Origin of the sequence: Desulforamulus reducens MI-1 (genome assembly GCF_000016165.1) — a bacterium.
In the GTDB taxonomy this organism is placed as follows: Bacteria; Bacillota; Desulfotomaculia; order Desulfotomaculales; family Desulfotomaculaceae; genus Desulfotomaculum; species Desulfotomaculum reducens.
This window is the reverse complement of sequence record NC_009253.1, coordinates 1,680,968-1,705,088: the sequence shown is the minus strand read 5'-3', so window position 1 is coordinate 1,705,088 and position 24,121 is coordinate 1,680,968. Positions and strand designations below refer to the sequence as shown.

Sequence of the window (24,121 nt, the reverse complement as noted above, 5' to 3'; positions counted from 1 at the left end):
ACACCTCCTAGATTCGGAAGCATGCCACCCCGTGACCGTCTCCCAAATCATATAATACGGGTCTTTCTTCTCTACATCTTTCAACTGCTCTGGGGCAACGAGGATGGAAGCGGCAACCTGTGGGGGGTTGTAAATAATTAGGAATTCGTCCATAGATGCCTTCGGATAACCCACCACCGGTAAGCCTGGGCACAGAGTCCATTAAGCCTAGAGTGTAGGGGTGTAAAGGTCTTGCGAAAAGATCTTTCGTATTGGCAACTTCCACAATATTCCCTGCATACATTACATAAATTCTATCAGTGATTTCCCTGGCAACCCCCAGCGAATGAGTAATCATTACCAAGGACACACCCTTCTTATCAACTAAACCGCTCAAAAGTCGATGCACCTGGTCTTGTATTGTTACATCAAGGGCAGTACCCGGTTCATCTGCTATCAACAGTTCCCTCCGAGTCATAATTGCCATAGCAATACATATTCTCTGTTTCATCCCACCGCTTAGCTGGTTTGGATAGCAGTCCAGTATTCTTTCGGGATCGGGAATATACACCTCTTTAATAGCCTCTAAGGCCATGTTTTTAATTTGTTCTCTCGTTTTTGTGTTATCCGAATATCTAATAATATCAAACATTTGTGTACCAATTGTGAAAACAGGGTTCAGGGCTGCGGCCGGTTCCTGAAAAATCATAGCTACTTTTTTTGTGCGTATTTCTTGAATGTCAGTGGTCCTCAGCTTCAATATATCTTGTCCCTGGAAAATAATTTCTCCTTCTGGGATGTGGATTTGCTTTTCAGGAAGTATTCTCAATACAGACCTCATGGTAGTGGTTTTTCCGCAACCGGCCTCCCCTACTAAACCAACCTTTTCCCCCTTATGCACTCGAAAATTAACTCCATCGAGGACTTTAGAGTAACCGCCATAAGTGCGATACCATAACCTTAAATTGTTGATAGCTAAGATGGGGTTACTCATACTCATTCTCCCCTTTCGAGAGCATGTCACGAATTCCGTCACCCAGAAAGTTAAAGCCTAGAATAATTATTACAATGGCAAACGAAGGAAAAACAGTCATCCACCACATATCCGGCATATATCGCGAACCATCGGAAACCATCTGCCCCAAGGCAGGAGTTGGCGGTTGTTCCCCAAGACCAACAAAGCTTAAAGCTGCACCAATTAAAATAACCCACCCTACGTCCAAGGCCATTTTAGTAAGAATCGGAGATAGGCAATTTGGCAATATTTCCTTAAACAGAATATGAATTTTACTGGCCCCAATCAATTCTGCCGCAATTACAAAGTACTCATTTCTTAAAGATGAAGACATTCCATAAACTAATCGGCAATACCACGGCCACCACATTATCGTTACAGCTATCATTGAGTTCATTAGATTTGGCTTTAATACTGCACATATTGCCAAGGCCAGAATCAGCGGAGGAACTGCCAAGAATATATCTGTTAGTCGCATGATTGAAGTGTCCAACCAAGTCCCTTTATAGTATCCTGCCAGTAAGCCAAAAAGCACCCCTATAGGAACTGCTATTGCTAAAACCATTGCAGGCATTAACAAGGCCCCCCGTAACGAAAAAATTATTCTCGTCAAAATATCTCTCCCAATATTATCTGTGCCCAGTAGGTACTTTGATGAAGGGGAGAGTCCTGCATTATTATAATCAACAAGTTCCTTAGCATGTTGAGGGTATGGTGAAATATAAGGAGCAAAAATAGCAAGAAAAATAACACTCAATACAATAGCTAAACCAATGACGGAGAGCTTATTGCGAGAAAACTTATACCAGCTTTTTTGTAATCCTGTTCGCAGCCTGGTTGTAGCGGATGGAAGCGTTAAGTCAGGAACTGCTTGCACCTTCGTTTCCATTATATTTTTCCTCCCAACCGAATCCTTGGATCTAGATAAGCCACTATAAAGTCAACAATAATGTTAACAAGAACAAAAATACATCCAAATACGATAATAACAGCGGAAATAGCATTGAGGTCCTTCTGCAGCATTGCATTCATACCGTATCTAGAAATCCCGGGCCAGTTAAATATAACTTCTACTAAAAATGCATTCCCCATGAGCGCTGCTAAATCCAACCCCATAACAGATACCGCTGGAATTAACGAGGGTTTTAATAGATATTTCCTCATGATGATTCTGCTGGGAATCCCATAGCCGGTTACCGCAGTCACATAATCCTTATTCATGTTATCAGTCATGGCGGATCGTATTAGGCGTGCCTCCTGAAAAAGTGGTCCAATGGCTAGGGCTAATGAGGGCAAGATAAGATGTTTGAAACCATCCCAGAATGCAGCTAAATTCCCCGTTAACAAACTATCAATGGTTATTAGCCCAGTAAGGCTCGGTGGAGGAAGAACATCCGTACTTAATCGTCCTAACACTGGAATAATGGGCCAAATATAACCAAATAAAAGCAAAAACAAGACTGCCAGCACAAAGGAAGGCATGGCTACACCGGAATAAGCCATGATTCGAATCAGTGTATCAATCCAAGTATCTCGATATTTAGCTGCTAATGCCCCAAATATAATAGAAAATAGCACCATGATGACGCCTGCAAACAAGGCCAGTTCCAGAGTAGCCGGCAGAAACTCTTGTACATCCTCAAGCACTGCTCTCTTGGTGATTAAAGATTTTCCAAGATCTCCGGTTACAACCCCTTTGGCCCAATAAACGTATTGGGAGATCAAGGGTTTATCCAAATACATTTCTTGTCTTAATGCATCCACTGCAAACTGGGGTGCCTTAGAACCCAGTGCCATTCTTGCAGGATCACCCGGAACCACACGGGAAATAACAAAAATAACGATAGACAGACCCACAATAACAAAGATTGAAAGCATCAATCTTTTCATTAAAAATGTCCGGAGATTCATATTGGCCTCCTAAATCAAGAAGGATTTAATATGGTGACTCCAGCTTTAGGAGTCACCATATTGCTAGCTAAATTATTCACAGGTTCTATTTTGTAACTTTTTCTGGATAAACTTTAAAATCATGAAAATAGAAAGCATAGCCCATTACCGTATTCACAGGTTTACCTGCTTTGCCAGCTTCTGCAGCGGGCCATAGAATATAATCACTTTGATAAGCTCGTTTTTCTGCTTGGTCAAAAACCCAAAGGGTTGGGCACAGGTCAACAATGGATTCTTGAATCGCTTTGTATTTAGAAGCACGAAGAGAGTCCTCCACAGTTCCGATAGCTTGCTTAATGGCAATATCAAGATTTGTATCCTTCAACCATTCACACTGTTCCCAAGTACCAGCAGAGTTTGAATGATACCGCGTTTCTATAACAGAACCCGCGTCGTTATAATGCGGACTTACAAAAATTATGCTTGCATTGGCCGTGGTTTCTGGGGAAGCTACCTGCTCGGTAAAAGAAAGCCAGGGTGTCTTAACAATATTAATTTTAATTCCTAATTCTGCTGCATTGGCCTGTAAAAGAAGAGCAATTTTTTCTTCATCCGGTACTTCAGCAATCCATGCAAGCTCTACCGGATATTTTTCCAAATTATTTGCATATTTGGATTTTTCCAATTCTTGTTTTGCCTTCTCTAAATTGCGACTATATTGGGGTAACCCCTGTGCTGCTCCAGGCAGATTAAAAGGTACCGGACCTAGTGCTTTCTTACTGCCAGGGAATATTTTATTCTCTATGATTTGATAATCCAAGATGTATGCCAGGGCTTTACGAAAATGCACATCATCCGTTGGAGCTTTTTTAGTGTTAAGCATAATATTCATCATGCTTCCCATAAAGGCGGAGTTTACGGATACTCCAGGTATTTCATCCAATGCTTTTAATGCTTCTTCACTCTGCCATTGGTCTGAAATTTCCAGCTCCTTGCGAGTCATTAGAGTCCGAATCGTGGGGGCAGAATTTGTACCAATGATCTTAAAGGCCTCTGGGGCATCTTTATCCCAGCCACCCCAATATTGTTCAAACCTTTCAGCAGATAAATATTCTTGCATCTTTAATTCCTGCACCTTAAAAGGTCCGCTACCTGCGTCATGGTTAAGCAGCCAATCCTTCCCATAGTCTCCCATTTCTCCATAGGGCCCCGGGGTTTTAATATTGGCCATAACTTGACTTTTGTCGAGCACATACAAGCGAACCAGAGTAGAGAGGAATGGACCAAAGGTTTCCTTTAACTTAAACTGAACCTTATAAGTGTCCAACGCCTTAGCCTCAGCTATCACATTCGTATACAAATAGCCATAACCCTCACCCATTTTCAACATTCTTTCCATTGAGAAAACAACATCTTCTGCGGTTAATTCCTCACCATTATGAAATTTTACACCCTGCCTTAAATCAAAAATCCAGGTGAGACCATTGTCGGTTGTTTCCCACTTTGTTGCTAACATTGGTTTAAGGGTCCCATCGTCATTTGGATACACCAAAGTATCATATAGGTTGCAAAGCGCAACAGAACTGCTGTAATCAGAACCAACGCCGGGGTCTATTTTGGGAACATTGGCTTCGCTCACTCTAATGATTTTTTCTGCCGACGCAGAGTCCTTTGAGCCTCCCTTATCTGCTTCACCGCCACCACAGCCTGTTACTAACACCATAATTACCATTAAAATGAATGGCATTGTTTTAACCTTTTTCCATAGACTTTTCAATTTCACTTCTCCTCTCAACTAAAATCCACCATTACTATTTAGTTAAAAACCAAACGATTTCGCATTCCTCAGTATCATCATTACAGCACCAATGTTCTTCACCGGCAGGGATAAAAGTAGCCTGTCCACCCTGTACCTGGTATTCTTTTCCACCACTCATCGTCTTAATGGAGCCTTTGAGGATTAGGGAATATTCATCACCCTCGTGTACACCGATTCCTTGCTTAGGTATTCTAGCACCCGGCGGAATCACCACCGTACCCATGGTAATGTTTTTATCACTAAAAATTGTCTTCATTACAATGGCGGGGTTTTTATCAGCAACTATATCCGTTATGGCAATTACCTGCATTTTAGGCCCTCTCTTTCTGCCGACGTTCTTCGGTTAGACCTTCAAACTCAAAGGTCTTAGGATTTATGCAAACACCATAATCATCCCGGGCCTGCCCCACTGTGATAAATTCATTTTTTAAGTCCTCTACTACTTTATCTATTGATCTATTTAGAGGGTGCCCGTAGCCACCACCGGTGGCTGTAACCAGTCGAACTATATCTCCTTTGTTCAGAATATACCTGGCATACTTCCCAAAGGGCCCTTCCTTCTCACCATTTGACTTTAAAAATTCAAAGTAATTAGCAGAACCATCCTGGCCTCCATCAAAGCCCCAGGGAAGAAACTTGTGACGTCCAAAGGTCCCTGTGACAGTTTGATTGTCGGTTAAGGCCCGGTAGGAGCGCACAACACCGGAACCACCCCGGAATCGGCCCGCCCCGGCACCGTCGGCACGAAAACTATATTCCTCCACCATGATGCCATAGCGGGTTTCTGCCACCTCAATGGGAACGTTAAAGGTCTCACCATCACCAATACAAAACTGGCCAGCCTCTCCATCCTTTCCTTCGCCGGCACCCCAGCCACCAACCGATGGCTCTACAACCAGAAAGGGTTCATTGGTATCCGGGTGCATGCCGGCTACCACCACGGCACAAACAGAAAGCAAGTGACCCGCCGTTAGTCTGTGGGGTAAAACCGGTGCCAGGGCTTTCCAAATAAGATCGGCACCATAGATCATGGTTTCCCAATAGGTCGAAACAGCCGCCGGTCTTTCGGCTGAAAAGATTGATCCTTTGTCTGCAATCACTTTTAAGGGCCGGAAAATACCATCATTGGCATCCTGGGAAGGGTTTGTTATAGCCATAAAAATGATTCTTACCGCAGAAACCAAGGCTGTGTAGGAACAGTTTACCGGACCCAAAACCTGGGGATGACTACCTCGAAAATCACATATAAATTCTTCGTCTGTAATGGTTACCTTTACTCGAACCTTAAGAGGTCCGTGACCCAAGCCGTCATCATCGATATAGTCTACTACCTCATAGCTTCCCTTAGGTAATTGTTGTAGTTGTTTCCGGGAAAGCTGTTCGCCATGGTCCAATAAATGTTCAATGGAGGCTAAGACAATTTCTTTACCATATTTATTGCAGAGGTCCACAAAACGTCTTTCGCCGGTTCGTAGGGCTGCCACCTGGGCCCACATATCACCCAGAGATAAATCTGGGAAACGAACATTGGCTGCAATCATGTCCACCAGAGCTTGATTGATCTTCCCTTCCTCAAAAAGCTTAATACAAGGAAACTGCAGTCCTTCCTGAAATATTTCTGTGGAATCCGTTGTCCATGATCCGGGGTCCTTCCCTCCTACTTCAGTCCAGTGTGCTTTGTTGGCAGAAAAAGCTACAACTTCCCCCCTGAAGAATATGGGCATTACCAGACCCACATCAGAAAGGTGGGAACCCCCACCCCCATAGGGATCATTAATAATGATAATGTCGCCGGGTTTTAGGCTGCCTTCTTTGCCAAACTTATTGATAGTTTCTTTTACCATAAAGGTTAACATGCCAATAAAACCAGTGGCACCGTTCCCCTGTGTCAGAAGTTGCCCTTGGGCATCCGTTAGTCCACTGGCATAATCTAAGACTTCATATATAATGGGACTCATGGAGGTTCGGGCCAAAGCATAAAACATCTCATCACCAATGGCTATCAGTGAATCTTTTACAATGTCCAGTGTAAATGGATCGGTGTTATTAACGAACCTTTCAGTCAATTATTTCACCCCCGTACTAATGATTAGGTTTCCATAAACATCTACAGTCAGTTCCTGTCCAGAGTAAAGTACAGTAGAGGCAGACGCTTCCTCCACAATGGCAGGTCCTTCAATGGACACTCCGGGGGCAAGCCTTTGACGATCATAAACCTTTGTGTCGATCCACCCAGTATCTTCATAGAGTACTGGTCGGATCTCCTTAACAGCACTTTCCACTGCTCCATTTTGTTGAATTTTACCGATTTCAGGTTTTTGCACAACCCCAAAGCCAGTTAAATGAAGGTTTACTATCTCTGTGGGAGCCCCATCCAGTTTAAAGGTGAAGTAATGCTCATGGATCTGGTGGAACCTCTCAATTACCTCTCCAATTAAATCTTCATTCCATATACCATTGGGCACAGGTACCTTCACCGTATGCTCCTGACCTAAATATCGCATATCTGCAAAGCGGCTAAACATGACCTTACCCCGTTCTAGTCCATCTTCTACAAATTGCGCCACGGCTTCCGATTCTAAACTCGTCCACTCTTGATTTATTTCTTCATATTTAATGTCATTTAATCTACGAATATAGGTTTTAATATAGTCGTGTCGCAGGTCTGTCATTAACATACCCCATGCCGAAAAAACTGAGGCAGCCACCGGCACAACCACTTTCTTCACGCCCAGTTCCTTGGCCAAAGCCGGCGCATGCATGGAACCTCCACCCCCGAAGGCAACCAGGGTAAATTCCCGGGGATCATAGCCTTTTCTTACGGACACCAGCTTTAGAGCATTCAACATATTGGAATTGGCAATCCGAATAATCCCCAGAGCCCCTTCGTCCACAGAGATGTTAAAATATTTGGCAACCTTTTCACGGATGGCTTCCTTAACTTTGTCGATATCAACTTCGTAATCAAAATTATTGGCAGAAAGACGTCCAGTAATTAAATTAGCATCCGTTGTGGTTGGTTCTGTGCCTCCTTTGCCATAGGCCACAGGGCCGGGCACAGCCCCTGCAGAAATGGGACCTACTTTTAGGGAGCCTGCCTCATCAATCCAGGCTATGGAGCCACCGCCATTGCCAATCTCAACAATATCAACAACGGGAATCTTAATGGGATAACCTGCAGTAAGGTTTGTCTTCTCGATTTTATAATCAGTTGAGACCTTTATTTCTCCATTATCAATTAGTGAACATTTGGCAGTGGTTCCACCAATATCAAAGGCGATAATATTCTTTTCTCCCAGCATTTGTCCCAGGATATTGGAGCCGAAGACTCCGGCCACTGGGCCTGATTCCACCATGTTAATGGGAGTAACCTTGGACTGACTAAAGGTTGTGGTACCGCCATTGGATTGCATAATGTATTTTTTACCCTTGGCTCCGATCTTAGTCAGTTCATCTTCTAAACGATCAACATAGGATGCTGCAATGGGTTTTACATAGGAGTTTAAAACACAGGTGCTGGTCCTTTCATACTCCCGCCATTCTTTAGTCACTTCGTTTGATGCAGTTACAGCAATATCTGGCCATAGCTCTTTGATTAATGTCACCGTTTCTTGTTCATGTGCCGGGTTAGCATAGGAATGGAGAAAGGCTACTGCAATGGCTTCAACCCTTTCCCTTTTAAAAAACTCAATAGCCTCCACCACTTGCTTTCTGTTCAAGGGAATTAAGACTTCACCTTTATAATTTAAACGTTCTGCCACTTCTCTACGAAGGTAGCGGGGCACAAAGGGTGTTGGTTTTTTAAATCTAATATTAAATAAGTCTGGACGATTACCTCGGCCAATTTCCAAAACATCCCGAAAACCCTGGGTGGTTATAAGACCAGTTTTGACACCCTTGCGTTCGGTCAGGGCATTAATAATGACGGTTGTGCCATGTATAAATGCCTCAATTTCTTCAGCATTGATCTTACTTTTTTTAATAACATCAATGACACCTTTTTCAAAGTGGGGCGGGGTTGTATGACTTTTGGTAACAAGAATATGTCCCTCTTTGTCCACTGCCACCAAGTCTGTGAAAGTGCCCCCAATATCCGTTGCTACACGCATAAAAACCACCTTCCTTATTGTTTTTTTAGAAGATCACCGGTGTTAACACACATAGAACCTTTGTCTTTTGTTGCAGGGGGTTAATCCAAAAGTGAGGTAAGGTTGAAGGAAAATGAATAGTATCCCCTTCCTTTACCAGGATTTCTTTGCCATCCACATTGAAAATAACCGCTCCCTCTAAGACATAGTAAAATTCTTCTCCAGGGTGACAAAAGGTGTTGGGCTGAACCTGACCAGGTGCAAAGGTGACTAACAATGGTTCCAGGTTTCGGCCATGGAATTCCCCACTCAGTCTTATGTACTCTGTACTTGAACCTTCAATTTTAAAAGATTTCTGTTCGTCCGCCCTTGTAGTAAAGTTCGTGTTTGAATAATTAGCAAAAAACGACGCAATGTGAACATTTAATGCATCAGCGATCTTTTTTAAGGAAGTAATGGCCAGTGAAGACGTCCCCCTCTCCACCTGTGACAAAAAGCTTACAGACAAGCCAGTTTTCTCACTGAGGTCTTTTAATGTCATATTTTTTTGATTTCTCAAAGTTCGTACTTTTTCAAATATTTCTTCCATAATTTTTCTCGACCCCTATACTCTGACAAGAATTTCAAGTTATATTTACGTTTTTCTATATTCTAGTAAAAATTCCTGTATAATCATACATAGTTTTCTAAATATTTGCATATATTTACGATGTGTTGCTTACTTTCGAGATAAAATTTGGTAAATTTTATAAACAATAGCAACTTGTTGGTAGTACAGGCAAAATAAATAAAGAGATCACCTTTACGGCGACCTCTTTATAAAATAGTTTTGATCATGCAACTCTAATAAAATCAACTTTATTATAATTTAAACCCCCTAACAATACCATCCAGTTCCTCAGCTATCCTGGCTAAACCTTGAGAATTAGCAGAGACTTCTTCCATGGTTGCAGTTTCTTCCTCGGTTGCCGCAGCAACATTTTGCATAGAAGCACTTATTTCTTCTGCCGCTGCAGCCATTGACTGTATATCCTGGTCTATCTCTTGTACTGACTTAATTATTTTATCAATTGCCTCCCCTACGCTATGTACAACTTCAACTCCTTCACCTACTTGATCCTTCGCCCTTTGCATGCTTTCAACCGCTTGTTCGGATTCTTGTTGAATAGTTGTAATAAGGTTATATATCTCTTTAGTGGCATTGCTTGACTGTTCGGCTAACTTTCTTACCTCCTCTGCCACTACCGCAAAGCCACGGCCCTGTTCCCCAGCTCTAGCCGCTTCGATTGCTGCATTCAGCGCCAACAGATTGGTTTGATCTGCAATTTGGGTAATCAAATCAACAATTTTGCTGATTTGAACCACAGATTGACTTAAATCTTGAATTACCTCCCCATTGGCCTCGGTTACCCTTTGAATGGAATCCATTTTCGACCTTACATTATGAATAGCCACTTCACCATCCTTAGCATATCTGGTGGCCTGATCCGAAACATCCGCCACATTCTGCGTGTTTGTGGCTACTTGTTCTACCGTATCAGCCACCTGAGTGATGGTAGCAGCAGTTTCATTTGCTCCAGCAGAAACATTCTCTGCTCCAGCAGAAAGTTCTTCTGCCACTGAGGCAACATTATTTGATTTTTCCTGCAGTTGTTGAACAATATCCTTTAGATTTCTATGCATTACATTAAAGGACTCGGCCAATTGGCCCATCTCATCCTGGGATCTCACCTTAATCTCATTACCGCTAAGATCACCGGTGGCAATCTTAGCCGCTTCAGTATTAACCAAACGTATAGGCTTTGTAATTATTTGACTGACCACATAAGCAATAATTAATCCAAGAATAATTGTAATAATTACTGATATGGTAGAAAGAAAAATAACCCTGTTAACATCATTTGTATTTTGATTACTGTAATCCTCCAATAGCTTAGAAATATACCTGGCAAAGCTTTCACCGGCGGTACCAAAGCCACTAATTTCACCACTGTTGGTATGGAAAAAATCCAATATATTTTTTTCGGCCACTAACCTATCAGACCCCTGGCTTGCTTCACGTTCTTTTACTAGGGAAATTAATTGACCTGTACGTTCCTTATATACTTTAAACTTATTCACAAAGTCATTATATAACTTTTTACCTTCTTCGGTTGTTACCAGTGGTTCCATTTTCTTGAAATAATCATCTATGTTCTTAATAAACTGTTGAAATTTTTCGAGGTTATTGGGATCACCATCGATAATATAAGCCCTCAAACTGTTGGCCGCTTTATACGACTCAGCTATAGTCGATGTTGCTAAATAACGGAGATGAGCTTTTTCATTAATAAGCTTATTGTAGTTATTATTGATACCTTTCATGCTGGACACCATATACAGACAGGTTAGCAACGTTATTAATAATACAACCCCAAAACTGCCTAAAAGCTTATGTTTAATGTTTAATCTCATATCAATCACCTCAATAATAATTTTTTAGAAATTATAAAGCATTTGTTTTGGAATCCCAGCCCAATATTAATGCCCTCTTTAAGTTAAATATTTACCATGCTAAATAAGCAATCTTACAGCCAATTGTTAATAAAATATACATAATTATATCAATATGGCTCAGTTTTATTATTTAAGTTCAATATACATATCTTTATACATTTACATGTTTTTCCCTGCCCTAACTCAAAATTTAATGTAACAAAAAAGATTATTTTTTCATCTAAAAATACGTCCTAAAACCCTAATACAGGCTTTGGGACGTATTCTATCTTAATCAATCGGTTTATCCATACTAACTAAAATTGCCTCTTTTTCATCAATGATATCCTTTACAAAGAAGCCTTTTTCTTTTAGCCTCATCACTAATAATTGACTTACCTTTTGGTTTTTGGGGACTATCATAAAGGTTTGGCTGTCTTTCTCCCGGGAAAGCAAATCCTTGACAATCCGGATCAACAACTGAGGTTCGAAGGGTTTAATGAGGTATTCGTTTGCACCCAATGCCAAAGCCTGTTCCTTTTCCGGCAGACAACTAGAAACTATAATGGGTATGTTTTCTGTGCTCTTATCCTGTTTAAGGGTCTGTAGAATGGTCCAGCCATTCATTTCACCAGCCAGTAAAATATCAAGAATAATGACATCCGGCTTGGAATGTTTAATAGTCTTCAAAGCCTCTTCTCCGGTTGCTCTAACCTCAACCCGATAGCCACAATCAGCCAGATGTTCTTTAAACAATAAGGCTAGACTGCGGTCATCCTCCACAAGCAGAACTCTCTTGATAGATTTATCTTTTTGAAGTCTGGGGGCTGAGTTTATTTCTGCATCGCCAGTTATAGATTTTTCGGAAAGCTTAACAGTAAAATAGAAAACGCTCCCATGTCCATGCTCGGATTCCACCCATATTTTCCCTCCGTGAGCCTCTACAATTTCTTTGCAAATAGAAAGGCCCAGCCCTGTACCGCCAATTTTTCTTCTGTCTGAATTATCTACCCGGTAGAACTTTGAAAAAAGATTATCTTGAACATCCTTTGGTATCCCTAGCCCTTGATCTTTTATAAAAAATTTGGCATATTCCTCATCAGGAGTAACTCCCAGGGTTATTTTAGTGCCCTTGGGCGAAAACTTCACAGCATTTGACAATAGATTGATCAGTACCTGGGTAACCCGCTCTTTATCAGCGTTTATGAAAAACCTTTCGACAGTTTGAAGGGTTATGTCGTGATCAACACCAGAAGCAGCAAAGGACTCTACAACTTCGGCAAGTAAATCTAGGGCAATAAAGTCTTCTTTGTCGTACACCTGTTTTCCTAATTCCATTCTTTGCAAGTCTAAGAAATCATTGACCAAGTCAGTTAACCTCTTTGCTTCTTTATGAATGGTCTTGGTATACTTCGTGCGTGCTTCCTCACTAAGCTTTTTAATCAGCAGAAGTTCAGAAAAACCTAAAATACTTGAGAGTGGTGTTCTTAATTCATGGCTTACTGTGCTAACAAATTCAGACTTCATCCTATCCACTTCAGCTTCTATGGTGATATCACGAAAGACATATAACCGTCCAATCAGATTCTCTGCCCGGTCTAAAACTGGACCAGTCCAAACACGTAATACCCGATTTTCTTGAACTGCATTAAATTCGCCTTGATTCATGGGGTGGGCCATAATCTCTGTCAACTTATTGTAGGCCTCTGCGGAATTTTCCAAGCAGTCAATGCTTGTTCTGAAAAGTACCTCGGAGGAACTACCCCTGAGATCCCCCTCATACTCAAATAACTCTTGCCAGCGCTTATTGACGGCAACTACCTCATCATCTATATTAACCATAACAATAGCTTCATTGATAGATTCAACTACAGACCGAGTAATTTCCCTTGCTCGACTTAGGTTATCCTTTTCTGTTTCCAACTGGGCGTTTAATTGTTCTACCAAAGCTGCTTGCTCCAGTATATCTTCATACATCTTTTCAATCCGCTTATACACTAAGGCATTGTTGATAGCCATAGCACCTTGGCTCATTTGTGCTTCTAACAAAGTAACTTCATTATCATGAAATCTATTGCCAGACAGTTTACTAAGAATTATAAACCCTAGCTTCTGACTATTAAAGGTAAAGGGGACATATACTTCATGAGCGGATCTTTGCGTTTCTGCAAGCCTGATGCCTGCAGAAACTTCTGTTGCCGGATAGCTTACAATGATACTTTGCTGCTCCAGGTAGCATCGCTTTACTAAGCCCCGTAGGTTATCCATAGGAATTGTCTCACCCACAGAGGCATCTAAGCCAGCGGATGCAGCAATATAGATGGCTTCTTCATCAGGGTCCTTTACCAGTAGGGCCCCTGCATCTGCCTTAAAGGCCTTCAGACAGTATCGGAGTATGGTATCCGAAAGAACAGTTAATTCAATGGATTCGTTTAGCAGGGTGTTAAACTCATGCAGTTGAAGTAGTTTATCCTGCTCAGCATTAACCTGATCCAGGATAGCTGATAATTCCTCCTGCTGGGCCCTGATTTCCTCGTTTTGGGCGGACATTTCTTCCTGTTGTGAAAGAAGTTTTAAATTCTGTTCCTTTAGCAGACTATGCTCATTGTTAATTGTAATAACCATATCATTAAATGCAGTGGCCAGTATTCCTACTTCATCCTTGGGCAAAACCCCGTGAATTGTCTTGTAATTTCCATTTTCATCCTTAGCTGTGGCCTTAATCAGCTTTCTAATGGGATTGGTATAGCGTTTTGAAAGAACATAGCCCAGGATGACCCCCAAAGGAAGAGAAAGGATTAATAATAAATAATTAAATTGATGTAAATCCTCGGACTGCTGCACCATTTTGTTTAATGAATTTCGAATAATGTTTTGTGTTTTGTTTTGTAAATTATTTAATGCAAACAAAAATTCATCGTCTTGATGTCGAGAGTTCGAAAAAAGAATCTTTGAATCTTGAACTCCTTCAAAAACAGCCTGATTAACGATTTCATTGAGTGCTTTGTTTTGTTGCCGGGACTCCATAATGGCTGCTTCTATTTCAGTAGATATCTCTGGGAATTTATTAGTAAAGTCCTTTAAGTGGGTAATATCCTTCTCCGCTTTTAAATGATATTCCCGATAGGTATCTAGAGCAGCCAAATCTTTGCTAACAATATATTGGTTAATTGAATTCCTTTGCATCAAAAAATCGTAAGATAAATTTTGAATAACATCATTTAATGGCTTCAGTTCAGCTATTTCAACCGTATGCTTTTTTGTCATTTTAGAATCGTAGTAATCCGTAGAAACAATAATACCAATGATCAGAACAAACACCATATAACTGGCAAACAATTTTTTACCCATATTCATGCTTTTTTCTCCATTATTTCGATAAGATTTCGCTCACTAATAATAAAAGTTTGCTGGGACTAAAGGGCTTGGCAAAAAAGTAATCCACACCGGCCTCCCAAGCTGCTTCCTGATCCCTTTGTTGCCCCTTGGCGGTTAGCAAAAGGACCTTGATACCTGCAGTAGCCGGATTGCTTTTTAATCTTTGGCACACCTCCAGACCTGTGATGCCCGGCATCATCATGTCAAGGATAAGGAGATCCGGTATTATCTCCTGGGCCTTTTCCAATCCCGAAATACCATCTTCCGCTTCAAAAATCTCCCATTCCTCATCTTCCAAAGTTGCCGAGATGAGCATTCTTAGAGAGTCCTCATCATCTACAATTAATACTTTTTTCACTTTACTCAGTTCCTTTCACAACAACAGATTTTATTTCTGCCAGATTGTTTGGCATGATAAAGGGCTCTATCGGCGGCTGCGATTAAATCAGTTAGTGATTGACTATCATCAGGGTATACGGCCACCCCCGCACTGAAGGATACGGAAAAACTTTCGCCATTGACTTCAAATTTTTGCTTTGAAAAATCTTCTCTTAGACGATTCACAATCCGATTCGCTTCATCAAAGGCTATCTGAGATAAAACCAATACAAATTCCTCTCCCCCATAGCGAATTACAGCATCAGACAGCCTAATACGTAATTTCAAGAACTTAACAAATGCTCTGAGGATCTCATCACCTACTAGATGTCCATAGGTATCGTTTACTTTTTTAAAATGATCAATATCAATCATACAAAAGCCAAAACATTTGCCAGTTCTCTTACTTCGGGCCATTTCTTCCTGTACCTTTTCTTGCAGGAAGGATCTGTTATAGGCCTCCGTCAGTTCATCATATTGCAACTTCATTTTATATCTTCTGGTTCTATTAACAATGGCTTGAACCTTTGCAGCAATCTCATCCAATGAAATTGGTTTGACAACATAATCATCTGCACCAATCTTAAAGCCTTCCAATTTTTTGTCCAGTGACGTTTCGGCTGTCATAAAAATAATGGGCGTATCTTCGTATACCTTTTCTTTTCTTATTTTTGCACAAAGTTCAAAGCCATTGCCCTCAGGCATAACAATATCAATAATCATGAGGTCAATCACTTGCTTACGCTTTAAAATTGACACTGCTTCCCTTGCAGAAGTAGCCTCCAACACCTCGAACCCATCCAAGGTTAGTCTTTCCTTAACCGCTTGGACAAGGGTAGCATCATCATCAACAACCAGCACAGTGCCCTGACTTTTCTTTAAAACCACTTCTTCATCATTCACATCAGTAGCATCCCGGGGCAATATTTCTTCGATTTCACAAAGATATGCTTCTATTCTTGCCTTGAAGAGTCGTAGGCTAATCTCACCTTCCATGGTTTTTTGGATTGTTTCCAAGGCATTGGCTGCAATATTGGTTATTTCAGGGAAACCAACGGATTTGCCGGTTCCTTTTAACGAATGAAAAACGACGTAAATTTCTTCCTCCAGGACACTTTTAAGTTCTTGTTCCTTGGCATAATTTAAAATCGCTGCCCTAACGACGGCTGCCTTTCGAATGGTCTCTTTAATAAAAAGACCTTTAATTTTATTTAAAGTTTTTTGTGTCAGAAATGGCTGAACCATAGAGACCTCCATAATAATTGGGTTATTTTTCTAGTACATAGGTCCTACTTCTACAGAATAGGCACATTTTCCTGGCTTATCTTTATAACTCTGAGACTTTTTTAAGTAACGTAAACCAAGTTCTTCAGGGAATAAATATAAAGACTTCCAGCCTAAGCACTGGAAGCCTTTTAATAAATGATAACTTTAAAATATTCTATTACTTTTTCCCGACATTTTTCCGAACCTTCATTACGACAGTGAATGGTGTTACTGACTTTACCGGTAAAGCAGGCAATGGCATTAAGGGTCGCAATATAAATCGCCCTATGGAAATCGTTTTCAAGCGGCAACTTTAATACACCTTCTAAACTTCCAACAAAATCACCTAACGAACTGGGTAGCGGTACCAGGGTTCTGCTTGATGAAAAACTTCGCCTGTTAGGCATAGATAGACGTTTAATCAAGGGTTATGAGGTGGAAGAACTATCTCATCTCGCCATTGCCAGTACCGTTGCCCGGGGAGATGCAGATGTTGGTATGGGAAATGAGAAGGTATCCATGCAGGTCAGGGAAGTTGATTTTATCCCTTTGCAAAGGGAACGATACGAACTTGTAATAAGGAAGGAAGATCTCAACAAACCTTATATACAGGCAGCTATTGAAATCATACAATCCCAGGAATTCAAAAAGGAACTTGGCGGATTAGGTAATTACGACATATCGGAAACAGGTAATATTGTTGCCGAGGTTTAAAAAAAACCGATAATATTCGTTTAGCCATAAACTTCCGGTATAAATGCTTTGGCACTAACATTACTGTTAGTGCCATTGGTGCTGTTTTAAATTAAGCTAACACTATGTCTTTTTGGTATTAAATACCTCTATAAACTTACCTACCAGTTGAGGGTCAAACTGAACACCAGCGAATTTTCTGAGTTCAACCACCGCTTCCTCATGGGACATAGCCTTCCGGTAAGGACGTTCACTGGTCATGGCATCATATGCATCGGCAATGGTTAAAATACGGCACTCCAGGGGAATCTCTTTTTCCTTAAGGCCAAAGGGGTAACCCTTTCCATTCCACCACTCATGGTGTTTGAGAATCCAGTCAGCAATCGGGATAAGGTCAGGAGCAGACTGGGCAATACGGTAGCCTATCTCACAATGACGCTGCATTTCAATAAATTCCTCCGGGGTTAGGGGGCCCTCGCTAAATAAAATACGGTCTGGTATGCCCACCTTGCCAATATCATGGAACTTGGCAAGCAAACGCAAGTCAGTTACTTTGTTCTCGGACAGCCCTATGGCCCTAGCTACTCTTACCACTAGGTCTTGTAAGCGATCAGCATGACCCTCGGTAATAAAATCCCTTGCTTCTAAAGCCTTCATCAGAGTCTGTACAATGGTGCTTCTGGCACTTTGGCTGTGATAAAGTTTTTCCCGGTACATGTTGTTATCTGCTTCCCTGAAAAGGTCCCACATTCGTAAAGATAAATCATTGCTGACAGCAAAGCCTATGGATATATTCAGGGGCAATTTCGGGTTTCCCTTGTTGTACTTTGCGATGGCATCTTTAATTCTCTGGGCAGCTCTTTCTACTTCCGTACTGTCGCTGTTTGTGAGAAGTATGGCAAATTCATCGCCCCCAATCCTAGCCACCATATCGCTTTGGCGGAAAGATCCACGAATTACATCCGTTGCTGCCAACAGCAACTCATCACCACGATTGTGACCAAGGGTATCGTTTACGAGTTTAAGGCCATCCACATCACACATAATGATCCCCACCGAATTATTACGCCCCTTCTCCAGGCGAGTCATTTCTTGTTCAAAATAAGCACGGTTATACAGCCCAGTGAGAGCATCATGCAAACTTATATGTTTTAATCGTTTTTCATCTTGCTTACGCTCAGTTATATCAGTATATATAATATATATTCCAACTTGTTGATTATTAACTAGAATAGGGTAGCCAAGTATATGAACATCTACCAGGCTACCATCTTTGCGCTTTCTAATTGTCTCTTTTTGACAAATTTCCCCTGTCAGTACAACATTAGATAAAATGGATGCTTCTTCAAGGAGTTTTTCTGGAATAATAACTTGATTTATATAACAACCCTTTACTTCACTTATTGAATACTGAAAAAGTTTTTCAAATCCTCTATTGATCTTCACAATCCTATCCGAGTTGTCCAGCATAACAATCCCTGCCGGTGAATTCTTAAAAAGCTGCTCAAAATAGGCCTTTTGTAAATTTAATTCCTTTTCTATCTTCTTGCGTTCAGTAATATCTCGGATTGATTCTATAGCACCAACCAAATTCCCTTTAGTGTCGTAAAGTGGTGAAGCAGTCCCCCAAAGAAAGGCTCCTTTACCCCCAAAGAAAGATGGAGCAAAGACTTCAGCAAACATGGTATTTCCTTTTCTTTTTACGTATTCGTATTTTCCTTCTGCTTCCCTGTCCTCGGAACCAATAAGATCAATCAGCATTGGTATCTGCTTGCCATAAAGAGGTACTGAATAGGCATAATCACCTTTCCCGATAATATCCTTCTTGTTTATTCCTGTTATCTTTTCTATAGCCAAATTCCAAGCTATTACTTTTTTGTCATTATCGATAACAAAGGTTGCGTCAGGCAAAAATTCTATAATATTCTGAAGTTGCTGGTGAGCAGTAGACATTTTATTCACCAGCTTACGATAACGCTTTGCACTCTTGTGGGATTGCTCCAATGCTGCCAACATCCCATTAATGTTATCGGCTAGATTAGAAAATTCATCCTGACCCTTCATCATAGGTACCCTGCCAGAAAGATTGCCATTTTCCCCGATACTATCAACACTGACACTGAGCTTAGTGAGTCGGGAGAGGATTACCTTGTCTAAAACATGCTGAATGAACCTGCTAACTAGAAAACCAGTAACCACAAGTAATATCAACACATAAAACATAGCTTCCTGGCCTGTCCGATAGTTTTCCCTTGGCATGCTTACTTTTAACATAAGACTTGGTTTACCAAAGACATCATTCAGCAGAGTGTAACCAGCAATAAAGTCTGAGTTTAGCGGGCTAACAAAAACAGGGTTTTCTTTTAACAAAGGAAGTACCTCTTGAAAATCAGGTGGCATCTCCGTAGGTTTTATGTCTCGTATTGTAAGTGACAGATCAACTATTTGAGATAAATGTTTAATTTGTTTTGTATCTAGGTAGCGTCCCATAAGCAACATGCCTCGGATGGGACCTTTATTTTTAGTAGTTAAAATTGGACGCGAGGAAATAAGCATGGGGCCTTCGGGTAAAAGTATAACTCCTGATATACCATTCTCAATAGTAGAGTGGCGCGTAAGAAGACTATTGGCACTTACATACTGCTTGATACTGTTTGGAACAGATACTTCCTTATCATCTTCTAAATCAAATCCCTTACCGTAAACGATACGACCTGAAGAGTTAATAAAAAGTACAATGTTAAGCCTTTGATCAATAAAGGTTGTATCGTCAAGATTTGACTGAATATATGCTTTATTGGCATCCTGTATAAAGGAGTAGGTATCATCCCAGGAAGCCCAGTCCATAGCTAATTTGTTTAAACTAGAAATATCTTCTGATAAAACATTTCGAACCCGTTCAATATTCTGATTAACTACTTTTTCTTCCAGTTCACTGAGATTTTTACGCACAATAAATTCTGAAGTGCCAAATATTACGATGATAAAGATTATAAATGTCATATAGATAATAAGTTTTGTCTTTTTACTTAGTGTCAAATTTTTGCCCTCCAATGGGTTGCCTTTTGAATCATTTAGCAATTCACATCAATAACACAACCATCAGAACGGTTTCAATTTATCTTGTTATTCGCAGCTTCAAAGCAATTGGAAGATATGAAAGAGCACCGCCCAAACCTTATCATTCTTGTATTTTAAATTAGTTTACCATAAAATAGCCTGATAAAGTTAACAAAGGTTTTTGGCTAAAAATACCTTTTATCTGTTTCCAATAACGACCATAAAAATTAATGCCAAATTATTCTATCTTCAGAAAATAAAAGCCCATTTTCTACTTCGGTTTTTAAAGTAGATAAGGATTTTTATTATTTGTTTGTCATTTTTCTTTACCCACGAGATTTTCCTACCCACCGGAATTAGCATTAGTTCCTTTTCTGCTATTCTTACGTAGGCGGTTATATTTTTTGTCTGTTTTTATAAAAAACTAAACAAACCCCAAAAATATACTCTTACCTGTAGCATCCGGATTTTAGTCCCCTTGACCCTCCTATATTTATGTCAGAAATTATCATATTAGCCGCCAACGAATGGCGGTTTTAGTTTTACTAAAATAAAAAGCAGCCGTTTAGGGCTGCTATGTGGATATCAATCTATACCGAGTTGCTGCTTTAATGCGGCTTGAAGAGTCTGGGAGAAGTTAACACCGGCTTTTTCGGCTTTAGAGTTTAGCCAGTTTGGAATAGTTAACGTTTTCTTTACTGCTCGGTTATCGTTTTCTTGCCTGTATTTATCGGTATCAGCGATGACAAAATTAACAAACTGTGGATGTGCTACATTTAGTTTTTCAGATGGGGCGGAAATTGATTCTTGATTATCTTCCGCATCGCATAACCACATTGCGGCGGCATCTTCGGCCATTTCAATAGCATCTGCTAAATCTTTTCTGCAGGTAATACATCCAGGTAAGTCAGGGATGCGAACATTATATTCGCCAGAGGAAAGAGGAGTAAATACCGCAGGGTAAACGTATTTCATTTTAAAACCACCTTTCTTTTGTGGTGGGGCTATTTCAGCCCAGCCTGTTCTAGTATGCCTTGTGCCGTGTATTCGTTTATTTCCTTGGTCTCGGGAGGGGAATTTTTATTCCGGGCTTCTCAGGGTGCTTAGCCATATCGTGCCTTTTGCCAGGTGTTATTTCCCAACCAGCGGCTTTTAGTTTTTTGTCTATATCTCGTCGCTTCATTTACCTCACCTCTTAAATCTATTCCAACACGTATTAACACGTATTGAAATAGATGTAGTAATATCTGAAATTTTTAATTTTGTAAAATTTAAAATCGACGATACCTTTGGATTTAGATCCCCTGTGTGGAACCAAATTTCCAGGGAAAAAGCTGAGGAGATAATAGGTCGTAAACTTACTTATGATTAGCTCTAGGGACTGGTACACAGCCAGTCCCCTTGATAATCGGGTGGTAATTGTAACCGACTTCGGTAGGCGCCTTTAATACCGCGTAATTCCTGGTTCTAAGGACTTAGAATTTTTCAAAGCTCTGTTTAAATTTCGAAAATATAGTTTTTGCACTGAAAGGTAACCCTTTTGCGAAGGAACAAGGGCTAAAATCGTGTTTGTAAGAAATAAACATCAAGACCGTCAATGGTTAGCTTTGCTCAGCACTGATAGTACATTATCAAATGAGGAGATTGTACGTCTTTATGGGATGCACTGGGATATAGAAACCTTTTTCAAGGTTGCAAAATCTCACTTGCAGTTGTCTAAAGAGTTTCAAGGCCGTTCATATGATATGATGGTAGCCCACACCAGCATTATTTTTATTCGGTATATTGTTTTATCTTGGGAATCACGGCATAATACAGACCCTAAGTCACTAGGGGAACTCTTCTTTTTATTGTGCGATGAGGTAAAGGAAGTTGATTATCAAACGGCCCTTACCCAATTGTTAACTATAATTGACTCCATCGTAAAGGGAGATACGGTAGAGCCTCCAATCAAGAACTGTTGCCGAAAAAGTTGAGAAATGGTTACAGCAATTACCTACATATATAAGGAAAAGTCTTTTACCCACTGTTGCAAGCGTAGCCTAAGTTGTCAATATTAGTAGTTAAACCGGCCTATGCTAGGTTATACCTAGGATAATGGGCTTTTTTCTTCTGGGAAAGTTGAGTACTTGACAAAACAAATTTTTTTATGCAACACTAGTGATTCTTTATAGTTATTATCACACCCTTTTATTTAGGTAAAAAATTCTATATTATCTTTTCTTTCTTTATAAAAAGCAAAAAACAGGCCCGGAGAATATCCTTCTAGGGTCCTGTTTTTTGCTTAATACCTTTTAATTTTACGAATCTTGTTGGCCCAGGCTTTGGAACTGTTCTAACGAACCATACAGCCTTTGCAAAAGTGCAAATTCCTCGGTGTCATAAAAACGGCAGCGTCCGGCACCGTATTCTTTGGCCACTTCCAGAGAGAATTTAGCCGCTGCTGTAATATCTGTTTCATGGCTTGCCCCGGTGGCACAACCAGGCACCGTTACTTCACTGGTGATGGCCACAGCCACCAGCGGTGAGTTGGTTACCACTGAAGGCTGAAGAATGCTATTGATATGGTGTAAACCATTACCATAGGGAGTGATATCCTGCAGGGCCACCGGGAAGGTTACCGGTAAGCGGCCGCTGGTAATCTGTAAGGTGTTTAATAAATCATCACTGACCCGTAATATATAGCCCTCTTTGATGGTGGGAGAGATAGCAACGCCCCGGTGGTTAATCACCCTGTTACCCTTGGTGGTGTCAATGGACAGTATGGCATCCATGGCAGGGTCCACTTCGTACCGATTCATGGTTTCCATATCCACCGGTGATCCCATGAAAGGTACGGGGTCGTGGGGCTGAGTTGGGGCATGGGGACAAATATGGGTGGTAATAATTACATCCCCTGGCAGTTGATCGCCCTTTTCCCCCATTTCTGCTAGCTTCAGGGCCACGGCCAGGGCCGCAATGGCCCCATCGGCATCGGATACCAGACCAATTCGCTCGGGTCTGGCACCAATACCACCTAACCGACCAATAATTCCCAAAGTTGGTGCCGTTCCCCCTACTATCTTACCATTGGTACCTGGCACATCAATACGGATAAAATCGGTAGATCCTTCTTTGCCCTGCACCAGTTCCACTGTAACCTTGTCAGCCCCCCGGGATTGGAGCAGCTCTGCCACTTGCTGCCCGGTTACCATTGAGCTATCCAATAATTCATAAATTTCCAATACCTGTTTTAACATGATAAACTCCTTAATTTATTTGCGTAATCAAACCATAACTGGCAGGTTTACGATCCTTCAAATAGGGGGTTTCCCTGCGCCCTGCAATCAGTTCATGCAAGTCCACCGTAGCCACAAGAATATCTTCCTCAAAGCGGGCTGCTTCCGCCAGGGTTTTTCCCCGGGTATTGGCAATCTTGCTTTTGCCATGCATAACGACATCGCCTTCTCTGCCCACTCTGTTTACCGCTGCCACAAAGAGTCTGTTTTCCAGAGCCCGGGCTGCAATGTTAATATCCCAAATGTCTTCATCCTCCTGACGCCAGGCCGAAGGAGCAAAAATCACTTCGGCCCCCTTCAGGGTCAGTATTCTTGCCACTTCAGGGAAACCCATATCGTAACAGATCATAACCCCCACCTTACCAAACTCTGTTTGAAAAACTGGGTAATGGTTGCCGTCTGTAAAGTAATAGCGTTCGGTTGCATAGGCATGGGCCTTACGGAACACGCCCTGTACTTCTCCATCTTTATCTATAAAGACAGCGGAATTATGAATCATCCCCGGCACTGCACCCTTTTCGTTCATGGGCAAAATAATGTATATTCCCAGTTCCTTAGCTAACTGGCTAAATACATCCGTGGTGGGACCAGGTACTGGTTCCGTTAGTTCCCAGAGTTTATCCTCTAGCAGGTCTGGTCGGTAGCCCGTGGTACAAAGTTCCGGCAGGCAAATAATTTGTGCTCCCATTGCCGCAGCTTGCCGTATCCTCTCTATGGCCTTAGCCACATTGGCTGCAACATCCCCCAGTACGCAATCCATTTGAATTAAACCAATGGTTAAAGGTCTTTTCATCTTCTATCC

Annotated in this window: 18 protein-coding genes and 1 pseudogene; 2 read left to right on the top strand and 17 right to left on the bottom strand. The window is 41.1% G+C overall.

Going from position 1 to position 24,121, the window contains the following annotated elements; genetic code table 11:
- Positions 1-7: 7 nt before the first annotated feature.
- The 13 genes from DRED_RS08425 to DRED_RS19045 all read right to left on the bottom strand — a co-directional run bounded on the left by DRED_RS08425 (position 8) and on the right by DRED_RS19045 (position 16,599).
- Positions 8-973, bottom strand: coding sequence for an ABC transporter ATP-binding protein (locus DRED_RS08425; RefSeq protein ID WP_011877909.1), 966 nt, complete (start codon positions 971-973; stop codon positions 8-10).
- Entirely contained in the window at positions 966-1,883 is a 918-nt protein-coding gene (locus DRED_RS08420) for an ABC transporter permease (protein ID WP_011877908.1), read from the bottom strand. Before DRED_RS08420 ends, DRED_RS08425 begins: the two co-directional genes overlap by 8 nt.
- Entirely contained in the window at positions 1,883-2,905 is a 1,023-nt protein-coding gene (locus tag DRED_RS08415; protein ID WP_011877907.1) for an ABC transporter permease, read from the bottom strand. The genes DRED_RS08420 and DRED_RS08415 overlap by 1 nt, the downstream gene beginning before the upstream one ends.
- An 85-nt stretch (positions 2,906-2,990) precedes the next feature.
- On the bottom strand, positions 2,991-4,667 hold the full coding sequence (locus tag DRED_RS08410) for an ABC transporter substrate-binding protein (RefSeq protein WP_420794774.1): 1,677 nt from the start codon (positions 4,665-4,667) through the stop codon (positions 2,991-2,993).
- Positions 4,668-4,695: 28 nt separating this feature from the next.
- Entirely contained in the window at positions 4,696-5,013 is a 318-nt protein-coding gene (locus tag DRED_RS08405) for a cupin domain-containing protein (protein WP_011877905.1), read from the bottom strand.
- 1 nt (position 5,014) lies between these two features.
- Complete coding sequence (locus DRED_RS08400) at positions 5,015-6,769, bottom strand: hydantoinase B/oxoprolinase family protein (protein WP_011877904.1); 1,755 nt, start codon at positions 6,767-6,769, stop codon at positions 5,015-5,017.
- On the bottom strand, positions 6,770-8,812 hold the full coding sequence (locus DRED_RS08395) for a hydantoinase/oxoprolinase family protein (protein ID WP_011877903.1): 2,043 nt from the start codon (positions 8,810-8,812) through the stop codon (positions 6,770-6,772).
- Positions 8,813-8,837: 25 nt separating this feature from the next.
- Positions 8,838-9,380: a helix-turn-helix domain-containing protein gene (locus DRED_RS08390; RefSeq protein WP_011877902.1), complete on the bottom strand. Its 543-nt coding sequence runs from the start codon at positions 9,378-9,380 to the stop codon at positions 8,838-8,840.
- A gap of 272 nt (positions 9,381-9,652) precedes the next feature.
- Positions 9,653-11,245 (bottom strand): methyl-accepting chemotaxis protein, encoded by a 1,593-nt coding sequence (locus DRED_RS08385; RefSeq protein WP_011877901.1) that lies wholly within the window; start codon positions 11,243-11,245, stop codon positions 9,653-9,655.
- 312 nt (positions 11,246-11,557) lie between these two features.
- On the bottom strand, positions 11,558-14,623 hold the full coding sequence (locus DRED_RS17920; RefSeq protein WP_011877900.1) for an ATP-binding protein: 3,066 nt from the start codon (positions 14,621-14,623) through the stop codon (positions 11,558-11,560).
- A 13-nt stretch (positions 14,624-14,636) separates the two neighbouring features.
- Complete coding sequence (locus tag DRED_RS08375; RefSeq protein ID WP_011877899.1) at positions 14,637-15,002, bottom strand: response regulator transcription factor; 366 nt, start codon at positions 15,000-15,002, stop codon at positions 14,637-14,639.
- A gap of 5 nt (positions 15,003-15,007) precedes the next feature.
- Positions 15,008-16,267 (bottom strand): GGDEF domain-containing response regulator, encoded by a 1,260-nt coding sequence (locus DRED_RS08370; protein WP_011877898.1) that lies wholly within the window; start codon positions 16,265-16,267, stop codon positions 15,008-15,010.
- A 170-nt stretch (positions 16,268-16,437) separates the two neighbouring features.
- The gene (locus tag DRED_RS19045) at positions 16,438-16,599 is read right to left on the bottom strand and encodes a hypothetical protein (RefSeq protein ID WP_198006941.1); all 162 of its coding nucleotides are present in this window, start codon (positions 16,597-16,599) and stop codon (positions 16,438-16,440) included.
- A gap of 40 nt (positions 16,600-16,639) precedes the next feature.
- Between DRED_RS19045 and DRED_RS08365 the strand changes: the two are divergent.
- Positions 16,640-17,002 (top strand): annotated as a pseudogene (locus DRED_RS08365) (substrate-binding domain-containing protein); the annotation flags it as partial.
- 102 nt (positions 17,003-17,104) lie between these two features.
- On the opposite strand, the gene DRED_RS17915 reads toward DRED_RS08365, so the two are convergent.
- Both DRED_RS17915 and DRED_RS08355 read right to left on the bottom strand, forming a co-directional pair.
- The gene (locus DRED_RS17915; protein ID WP_011877896.1) at positions 17,105-20,020 is read right to left on the bottom strand and encodes a CHASE4 domain-containing protein; all 2,916 of its coding nucleotides are present in this window, start codon (positions 20,018-20,020) and stop codon (positions 17,105-17,107) included.
- 606 nt (positions 20,021-20,626) lie between these two features.
- Positions 20,627-21,016, bottom strand: coding sequence for a type II toxin-antitoxin system HicB family antitoxin (locus tag DRED_RS08355; protein ID WP_011877895.1), 390 nt, complete (start codon positions 21,014-21,016; stop codon positions 20,627-20,629).
- Positions 21,017-21,606: 590 nt separating this feature from the next.
- Between DRED_RS08355 and DRED_RS08350 the strand changes: the two genes are divergently transcribed.
- Entirely contained in the window at positions 21,607-22,017 is a 411-nt protein-coding gene (locus DRED_RS08350; protein WP_011877894.1) for a transposase, read from the top strand.
- A 324-nt stretch (positions 22,018-22,341) separates the two neighbouring features.
- Here DRED_RS08350 and DRED_RS08345 read toward each other — a convergent pair whose 3' ends face one another.
- Both DRED_RS08345 and DRED_RS08340 read right to left on the bottom strand, forming a co-directional pair.
- Positions 22,342-23,280: a DUF1177 domain-containing protein gene (locus tag DRED_RS08345; protein WP_011877893.1), complete on the bottom strand. Its 939-nt coding sequence runs from the start codon at positions 23,278-23,280 to the stop codon at positions 22,342-22,344.
- Between the two features lie 10 nt (positions 23,281-23,290).
- Positions 23,291-24,112 (bottom strand): nitrilase-related carbon-nitrogen hydrolase, encoded by an 822-nt coding sequence (locus DRED_RS08340; RefSeq protein ID WP_011877892.1) that lies wholly within the window; start codon positions 24,110-24,112, stop codon positions 23,291-23,293.
- Positions 24,113-24,121: the final 9 nt, after the last annotated feature.